The following is an 8655-nucleotide window of genomic DNA, read 5'->3' as shown; positions in this document are numbered from 1 at the left end:
GGGTCATCGCATACTCCTTGACCAAGTCATGCAGCACGTAGCGGCCCGGTGCGCACTCACTGAGCAAGTGGTTGTCGTAGAGCTGCTCCAGTGCCCGCCGAGCAGAGTCCGGAGGCAGCCCAGTCAGCGCCGCAGCCGTGGCTGCGTCGATCTCGTTTCCTGGGATTAGGCCCAGACAGCGAAACAGCGGCTGGTGTTCGGTAGGCAGTTCGCGGTAAGACATCTCGAACGCGGCGGTGAGAGTGCGGTTCTCCGCACGCAACTCGCCGAGTCGAGCTGGCGAGCTGGCGAGTAGATCCGCCAGATAGCGGATAGTCCATTGTGGATGGTGTCGCAATCGTCCGGCCAGTAGCGTGATCGCAAGGGGTAGTCGGCCGCACAAGGACATCAGATCGCACACCGAGGCCGGGTCGGCTTGCGCTCGCTGCCCGAGAAGACGTTGAAGCAGCAGTCCAGCCTCCCCGCGACTGAGTGGACCCAGTTCGGTGGTGCACAGGTTCTCCAATGCGGTGAGCCGTCGCCTGCTGGTGATCAGCACCCGGCTCCGGCCGGGACCGGGCAGCAGAGGCCGAATCTGTTCGTGATCGGCCGCGTCATCCAGCAGGAGAAGGATTCTCCTGCCACGCGATACGTTCCGCCACAGAGCCGACCTTGCCGGGAGACCCGCGGGAATGGACTCGGCAGGCACACCGACCGCGGACAGCAAACCGGCCAGTGCCTCACGTGGGTGTAGCGGAGCCTCTCCGTCGGCGAAAGCGTTGAGCCGCAGGAAGAATCGACCGTCCGGGTAGTCCGGGGCCAGGCGATGTGCCGCGTGCACGGCCAGTGCGGTCTTGCCAATTCCCGGCATGCCGTCGATGACGTGAACCTCTGCGGCCTGCTGGGCGCCAGGCTCGGTAAGCCGGCGTAGCTCGGCATCCCTGCCGGTGAAGGCGGGCACATCGGCCGGCAGCGGCTCCGGGGCCGCCGGTGGTGTTGTGGTCACCAGCGGGTCGAACTGTCGCGGAGCCGAGGCCAGCACGAGGTCCTCGGCCAGGATGCGCCGGTGTATGGCACGCAGGGCCTGTCCGGGGTCGATGCCCAGTGCCTCGCTCAACGTGGTTTGGGTGTCGTGGAAGACCTCGAGTGCCTCAGCCTGCCGTCCGGAGCGGAACAACGCCATCATCAGCAGCTCTCGCAGCCGTTCGCGCAGTGGGTTGTGTGCCGCTAGGGCGGTGAGTTCGGCCACCACGGCCTGGTGGTCGCCGCGCTCCAAGGACAGCGCGGCCCACAGTTCCTGCGCCTGGAGGCGAAGTTCTTGCAACCTCAGCCGTTGAGCTTGCAGGAAGGGGCTTTCCAACCCGCTGAACGGTTCTCCGCGCCAACATCGCAGTGCGGCGTCGACGGCGGTGGCCGCTTGGTCCGAGCGGCCGGCGCCCTGGTGTTCCTGAGCAACTCGAAGCTCACGCTGGAAGACCAGTACATCGAGTTGTTCAGGTGTGCCGCGCAGCAGATAACCGGCCTCTGTTCGCACCACCACCTCCTCTCCAGCACCAGTTGGCCGCAGAATTCGGCGCAACCTGCTGATGTTGGTCTGCACGGTGTTGCGTGCTCCTTGTGGCGCGGAGTCCGCCCACACCGCCTCGATGAGCGCGTCCACCGATATCGGCTGGTTGATATGTGTGAGCAGCACGGCCAGCACCGCCTGCTGGCGGGACCAGCCCAGCTCAATGGCCACCGTTCCTCGCCATGCGGCCAGCGGCCCTAGTACCGCATAGCACAGCTTTCCCCCTGTTTCAGGCACTCCAACCCTCCCCGATAGTAGTGCCGTGAAGTCACCCTAGCGTGCCGCGGGCGCCGCCCGCATCACTTCCCCAAAAAGCGTGCCTGACCTGCGGCTTCAATCCCGTGACAGCGCTGTGTACGCGGCCCGACATAGCGTCGTAATCGGCACGAGTGAGTCGTGCGGCAAATCCACCGGCCACATGGCCAGTCAAATCAGAGAAAGGGAAATACGTTCATGGACGCTTTTGATCTCGACGCCAGGGTGACCACCCCGGCGGCCGGCGGCGGCCACGCCGAACCGCTGTCGATCAGCAGTCTGGTGACCCGCTTCCTGTGCACCAAGACGCCGATCTGCTCCAAGTCCACCTGCACCTGCACGCTGGTCGGCCTGTGCACCGCGGGCTGCCGCCAGCAGTGACGAGCTCAATGTAGAGCTGATCGACAAGCGGGTGCTGCCGTGTGTCCAAGACACGGCAGCACCCGCTGCCCAAGCTACCGCATCACGCACGCGCGCACAGCGCGCGTAGATCGAACAACGGGGGTTGTTGTGCGCGCAGAATCGGGGGGAAGTACCGCGCCTGGCCAGGTGCTCGCTACTGCGGAATCTGTCACGGCCTGGCATGGAGAGTTGTCTGGGGCGCTTGCGGTGCAAGCCAGACAGGTGGCATGGGAAGTCGCTCGTAGAATGGCGGACTCGAAGACCGTCATCGACCGGGTCATGCAATTCACCGAACAGTCGACGCATCCGATGGAATGGTACTTCCCGAGCTTCGGCTATGGGCACGCCGGGATCGCCGTGCTGCATGTGCTCGCCGCCGCCGCCGCGCCTGATGAGGAGGAACGAACTCGTTCGATGGAGACAGGATTCACCTTCATCCGCGAGGCCGTGGCCGGTACGCGGGCTCAGCCGTTGCAGGCGCCTGGCATGTTCTCCGGCACCAGTGGGCTGGCACTGTGCGTGGCGGCATGCGCGGAGGCTGAGCCGCGGTTCTGGCCCAGCGTGCACCGTCTGCACGACCAACTGGCCGCTCAGGCCATCGGCATGTCGCTGCCCAGGGTTGAGCGTCAGGTCAGCGACTCCGATTACGACATGATCACCGGAGCCGCCGGGATCCTGGCTTACCTGTGCTCGATCACCGCGCCGGGTGATGCTCTGCGAGCCGCGATCGACCACGTGCTGGACTACCTTGTCTGGCTCAGCGAGCCGCCCCGAGATCTCACTCTGACCCGTCGTTGGCTCATCGACCCTCAGTTCTGTGTGCAGCCGGGGCGTGACCCTGACGACTTTCCCGGGGGCTACCTCAACCTCGGCATGGCACACGGGATTCCCGGTGTGCTTGCCGCGCTGGCGGCGGCCTGGCGGGCCGGGCACCGACGACCTGGCCACGAGCAGGCGCTGCGGCGAATTGTCGACTGGTTGCTGCAGGTACGGCGCGACGATGCGCACGGCCCGGTGTGGGCCACCGACATCCCGGTTGCCGCCACCGGAGAAGAGGTCCGCCCGGACAACCCTCAGGACCAGGTGGCCTGGTGCTACGGCACCGCCGGGGTGGCGCTGTCCTTGCTGGTGGCGAGCGAGGCACTCGATGACCCCGGGCTGCATGCCGTGGCATGCGAGTCCTTTGCGGCGGTGCTGCGGCGCACAACTGTCTCTGCCAGCCACTCCTCGACCTTTTGCCACGGCTTGGCCGGGGTGCTGGCGATCTGCCTGGAGTTCGCCGCCGCGGGCAGTGCGACGGCCCGCGAACATGCGCCCCGCTTGCTGAGCGAACTGCTGTCCGAGGCAGATCCAGAGCTGCCTCTGGTGTTCCGAGATCAGGAAGAACCCGGGACTTTCGTGGACAGCCCGGCACTGCTCACGGGCTCGACTGGGGTGGCGCTGACCCTGCTGGCTTCGGTAAGCCCGGTCCGTCCGGCCTGGCTGCGCGCGTTCCTGGTGAGGTGAGCATGACTGAGGCACGCTATGAAGCCGCTGACTTCTTCCTGTTGCGCGCACCCGCCTTGCCCGTGCAGGTCTTCCAGGACCTCCTTTCCACCGAGCAGCACTCGAGCCCGGCGGAGCAACGGGAGCAGGCCCATGCCCGGTTGCACACGCTGGCCGGACAGCCTGAGGTGCGGCGCGCGCTGTACGTGGCCAGCAGTGACCTGGTGAACGCTCTGGACCGGCCTGCGGGGAGCCCGCCCACGGCCAAGAAGGCCCGCCGATTGCGTTCCCGCTTGTTCCGCTACCTCGTCCGCATGGCCACTCGTCCCACTCCCTTCGGGGCTTTCTCCGGTGTGGCGCTCGGCGAGTTCGGCCAGGACACCACCGCCTGCCTGGCCCGACCGGTGTTGCGGAACAACCGGATCCGCGCGGACATGGGCTGGCTGTTCGAGTTGATCGAACAGGTGGAGAACGATGAGGAGATCCGGCGGGAGCTGCAGGTGGTGCTCAACTCCAGCGTGCACCGCAGTGGTGACCGGCTGGTGCTGCCCTACGCCGATGTCTACGGCCGCGGCGACAACCGCGCGGTGCGCGTGCGGGCCACTACGGCGGCGCTGGCGGCGACCCGGCTGGCCACCACACCGATCCCGTACGGGCAACTCGTCGAGGACCTGACACAGCTCTTTCCCGACGCCGACCGGGCCAAGGTCGTCGGCCTGATCGATGAGCTACGCGAGCTGCACATCCTGACCAGCCATCTGCGCCCACCACTGACCGTGGCGCACCCGGAGACCTTCGTCGCCAAGCAACTCTCCGGTGTGGCAGCGGCCGCCCAGACCGAGGCGGGGTTGCGGGTGGTCGCCGAACGGGCGGTGCGAGCAGCCGAGCAGGAGGGGGTGGCACCACTGGCGGAGCTGACCGCGGCTCAACGGGCGCTGGTGCCCAAGCACTCCGGTCCGACCTTCCAGCTTGACGCAACCCTGAACCTGGCTCAGTCGCGGCTGTCCGCCGAGGTCGGAACCGCCGTCGCGGAGGCGGTGGACTGCCTGATGCGGCTGGCCGCGGCACTGCCCGGCCACAACCACCACCTCGCCCAGTACCGGGAAGCCTTCACCGAGCGGTACGGGCTGCTGCAGCTGGTACCGGTGCTGGAGCTGCTGAGCCCGGAACGCGGTCTGGACGCGCCACCCACCTACACACAGCCGCCACGCGAATATCCGTTGGCGCACCACCTCCCGGATCCGTCCTACGCCGAGTATGACCAGGCGCTCATCGAGTTCGCCCAACAAGCGTGGTGGTCGGGTGCGCAGGAGGTCGCGCTGACCGATGAGTGGCTGGATCGCCTTGCTCCTGGCCATCAGGATCAGCGACAGGCGCTGTACCCGACGATGGACGCCTTCGTACAGCTGCAGACGGCCGGACCGGTGGACACCGGCAACTGGCGTGCCGTGCTGCGCTATGACGGTCTGGCCTTCGGTGGCCGCGCCTCGGGACGGTTCTTCGACCTGCTGGGCGAGGAAGCGGTGGAGCGGCTACGCGGCTACGCCCGGCAGGAGGAAGCGCTCAGCCCGGAGGTGGTCCACGCCGAACTGTCGTTCCTGCCCACCCAAGGGCGTGCGGCGAACGTGGCGTTCCGGCCGCTGCTGCGCCACTACGAGATCCCGGTCAACACCGCCGCCACGCTCGCCCCTGACCAGGTCATCAGCTTGACCGACCTCTACGTCGGCGCGACCGATGATCGCTTGTTCCTGTGGTCCAAGCGGTTGGGCAAGCAGGTTGTGGTGTCGCAAACAAACATGCTCAGCCCGCTGCTGGCCCCGAACGTGGCCAGGTTCTTGCTAGAGGTCTCCAACGACGGTTATGTCATGCCGTGCGGGTTCCGCTGGAACGTGCTGGATTCCATGCCCTTCCTGCCGCGGGTCACCCGCGGCAAGGTGGTACTGCGGCCCGCACAGTGGAGCGTGAACTCCCTGCCAGGCAAGGACTTCGCCTCCGAGGTCCAGGCGATGCGGAAGCGGTGGCGGATACCTCGACACGTGTACCTGGTGGACAACGACAACCGGCTGTTGCTGGACCTGGAACATCCAGTGTGCCTGGATGAGCTCGCTGCCGAGCTCGACCGTGGCCGGGGCCCGGTCACGCTGCACGAGATGCTGCCCGGGTTCGGGGAGCAATGGCTGCGTGATACCGACGGCGCGACCTACCTGGAAGAGATCGTCGTTCCCTTGCTCGCCCGCGGCAGCGCGGGCACGTCGCGTAGCCCGATCACGGTGGCGGTGAGTCAGGACGAGACAGCGGCACCAGTGGCATACCTACCGGGCAGCCAGTGGAGTTTCCTCAAGGTCTACACCGGGATCAACCAGCAGGATGAGATCATCGCGACCGAGCTGAGTGAGCTGGTCAAGCTGCTAGGCGAGCAGCGGCTGATCGACCGATGGTTCTACATCCGGTACCTGGATCCCAGGCCACACCTGCGGTTGCGGTTCCGTGCCGCGTGTTCTGAGGCAGAGCCGTTGCTGTTGTGGCAACTCAGCCAGTGGGGCGGGCGGTTGGCCGGACAGGGTTTGGCTGTGGAGACCGCGCTGGCTGGATACTTCCCCGAAACCAACCGCTACGGCGGGCCACTGGTCTACGACACGGTGGAGAAGGTGTTCGCGGCCAACAGCGAGGTCACGGCCAACCTGGTTGCCCTGCTGCACCGGAGCAGCAAGGAGATCCGTCCAGAGTTCACCGCGCTCGCCGCGCTCGACACGCTCTACCGGCAGTGGGGACTGGGCCGGCGGGAGCGCCTGGAGTCCTTACCCACCGGGGACAGCGCTGATCCGGAGGCCGTGCGCGCGGAGTTTCAGCAGAACCGCGCCTACCTCACCGAACTTCTCACGCCCTGGGACTTCCGACCGCACGAGCAGGGCCGCGCACACCACGACCTGCTCCAGGAAATCCTTGCTCCACAGCAGGAGACCGTCGCCGCCGCGGCAGCGGAGGTGCGGGCCGCGAGGGGGCGGAACCTGTTGTCCGGTAGCGAGTCCAGTGTACTCGGCAGCCTGGCGCACATGCAGGTCAATCGCCTGTTGTCGATCGATCTGCTCCGGGAGGCCCACCTGTACGCCCTATGGCGGCACACCTTGCGGGCCATCGGCGGCCGGCCAGGCACAGGAGGCCGGGGATGAACCCGCGGAAGCACTGGCGCCGGATTGCCGTGATGGTATGGACCCTCAGCCCGATCCGGGTCGTGGCCTTGGTCATGGTCACGATCGCGGTCTCGGTCGTGCCCGCCGTACAGCTACAGATCACCGCGACCGCCGTGCAGACTGTCGCCGACGCGGTGGCGGCCCGAGGCGAAGGCGAGTTCGGCGCAACGGTGCTGACGGTGGGCTTACTCGTCCTGGCGGTCTCGGTGATCGCACACCTGCTCGGGGTGTGGCACTCCTACCTGGACTCGGTGCTGCGACTGCACTTGTCCACCGCCGTGGCGGAGGAGGTTATGGGCAAGGGAATCCGGATGGAGTTGCAGGACTATGAGAACGCCGAGTCCTACGACAAGCTTCAGCGGGGCTTCCAGGAGAGCAGCGGTGGCCGAATCCACCAGCTGTTCGCTGACACTCTGGGCTTTGCCCGCGAACTGATCACCATCGTGTCGGTCTCGGCGGTGCTGTTCTCCTGGAACGTCTGGGTCGCCCTGCTTATCTTGTGCTCGCCGATCCCCTCGGCGATCGCGCAGATGTGGTACGGCAGGAGGATGTACGAGATCGAGTACGGCCGTGCCGCCGACCGCCGCAGGCTGGTCTACCTGCAGTACCTGACCACCACCGATCATTCCTTTAAGGAGGTCCGGCTCTTTCAACTCGGCGGCCATCTGATCGAGTCCTATCGGCGGCAGGTGCGGCGGTTCCTCGAGGTCGATCGGAGCCTGACCCGAAAACAGTCGATCTCGTTGGGTTCCTTCGGGTTGGTGAGCGTGCTCGTCTCCGCTGGAGCGGTGGTGCTGGCGATGGTGGCCACAATGGACACCGGCCGAATCGGCGAGCTGGCCGGGTACTTGCAGGCCATCGGGATCGTCCAAGCCTCCGGGCACGCTCTGTTGCTCGGTGTGGCCAACCTGTATGAGAACAAGCTGTTTGTCAGCAATCTGTTCGAGCTGCTCGATCTGCCCGAACGGCGGATCCAGGGCGGCACCCGGCGGTTCCCGGAGCGGTTGCGGCAGGGGATCGAGTTCCGTGGGGTCAGCTTCACCTATCCCGGCACCGGTGAACAGGTCCTGGACCGGGTCAGCTTCACCATGCCCGCACGCAGCTGTGTGGCGCTGGTAGGGCAGAACGGCGCGGGTAAGACAACCTTGGTGAAGCTGTTGACCCGGTTGTACGAGCCCACCGGCGGGCAGATCCTGCTCGACGGTGTGCCGATCCAGGAGTACGACCTGGAGGATCTGCGCCGCAATCTGGGTGTGCTCTTCCAGGACTACATCAAGTACGAGCTTCCCGTGCGGGACAACATCGGCTTCGGCCAGATCGAGCACCGCGGCGACACCGAGCGAATCCGCCGCGCCGCCAATGCCAGCGGCGCGGACTCCATTGTGGACGGTCTGCCCGAAGGGTACGAGGCGATGCTGGGGCGCCACTTCGAGAACGGCAAACAGCTCTCCGGCGGACAGTGGCAGAAGGTGGCCCTGGCGCGGGCGTTCATGCGGGCCGCGCCCATCGTGGTGCTCGACGAGCCCACCGCTTCCATCGACGCGGAGGCCGAAACCGAGATTTTCCAACGCTTCCGCGCCATCGCCGACACGTCCACCAGTCTCCTGGTCGCGCACCGGTTCTCGACCGTGCGCATGGCCGACAGGATCGTCGTCATCGACGGTGGGCGAGTGGTCGAGCAGGGAACGCATGTCGAGCTGATGAACCTTTGCGGGCACTACGCCTATCTGTTCAACCTCCAGGCCGCCGGATACCAATCGGAGCGCACATGAGGAC

5 protein-coding genes are annotated in these 8655 nt (G+C 66.3%); 4 read left to right on the top strand and 1 reads right to left on the bottom strand.

Going from position 1 to position 8655, the window contains the following annotated elements; translation table 11 throughout:
• Window positions 1–1717: BTAD domain-containing putative transcriptional regulator (locus tag M8C13_RS07650; protein WP_252479777.1), on the bottom strand; the 1717-nt coding region annotated here is incomplete at its 3' end.
• A 282-nt stretch (window positions 1718–1999) separates the two neighbouring features.
• On the opposite strand from M8C13_RS07650, the gene M8C13_RS07645 reads away from it, so the two are divergent.
• The 4 genes from M8C13_RS07645 (at window position 2000) to M8C13_RS07630 (ending at window position 8651) form a co-directional block, all read left to right on the top strand.
• The gene (locus M8C13_RS07645; RefSeq protein ID WP_252479776.1) at window positions 2000–2182 is read left to right on the top strand and encodes an FDLD family class I lanthipeptide; all 183 of its coding nucleotides are present in this window, start codon (window positions 2000–2002) and stop codon (window positions 2180–2182) included.
• A 267-nt stretch (window positions 2183–2449) separates the two neighbouring features.
• Entirely contained in the window at window positions 2450–3709 is a 1260-nt protein-coding gene (locus M8C13_RS07640) for a lanthionine synthetase C family protein (RefSeq protein ID WP_252479775.1), read from the top strand.
• A gap of 2 nt (window positions 3710–3711) precedes the next feature.
• A complete protein-coding gene (locus tag M8C13_RS07635) occupies window positions 3712–6858 on the top strand; it encodes a lantibiotic dehydratase (protein WP_252479774.1) in 3147 nt (1048 codons plus the stop codon).
• On the top strand, window positions 6855–8651 hold the full coding sequence (locus M8C13_RS07630; RefSeq protein ID WP_252479773.1) for an ABC transporter ATP-binding protein: 1797 nt from the start codon (window positions 6855–6857) through the stop codon (window positions 8649–8651). Before M8C13_RS07635 ends, M8C13_RS07630 begins: the two co-directional genes overlap by 4 nt.
• Window positions 8652–8655 lie beyond the last annotated feature (4 nt).

The sequence above is a fragment of the Crossiella sp. SN42 genome, assembly GCF_023897065.1.
Classification (GTDB): Bacteria; Actinomycetota; Actinomycetes; order Mycobacteriales; family Pseudonocardiaceae; genus Crossiella.
This window is presented reverse-complemented; position numbering and strand designations above follow the sequence as displayed.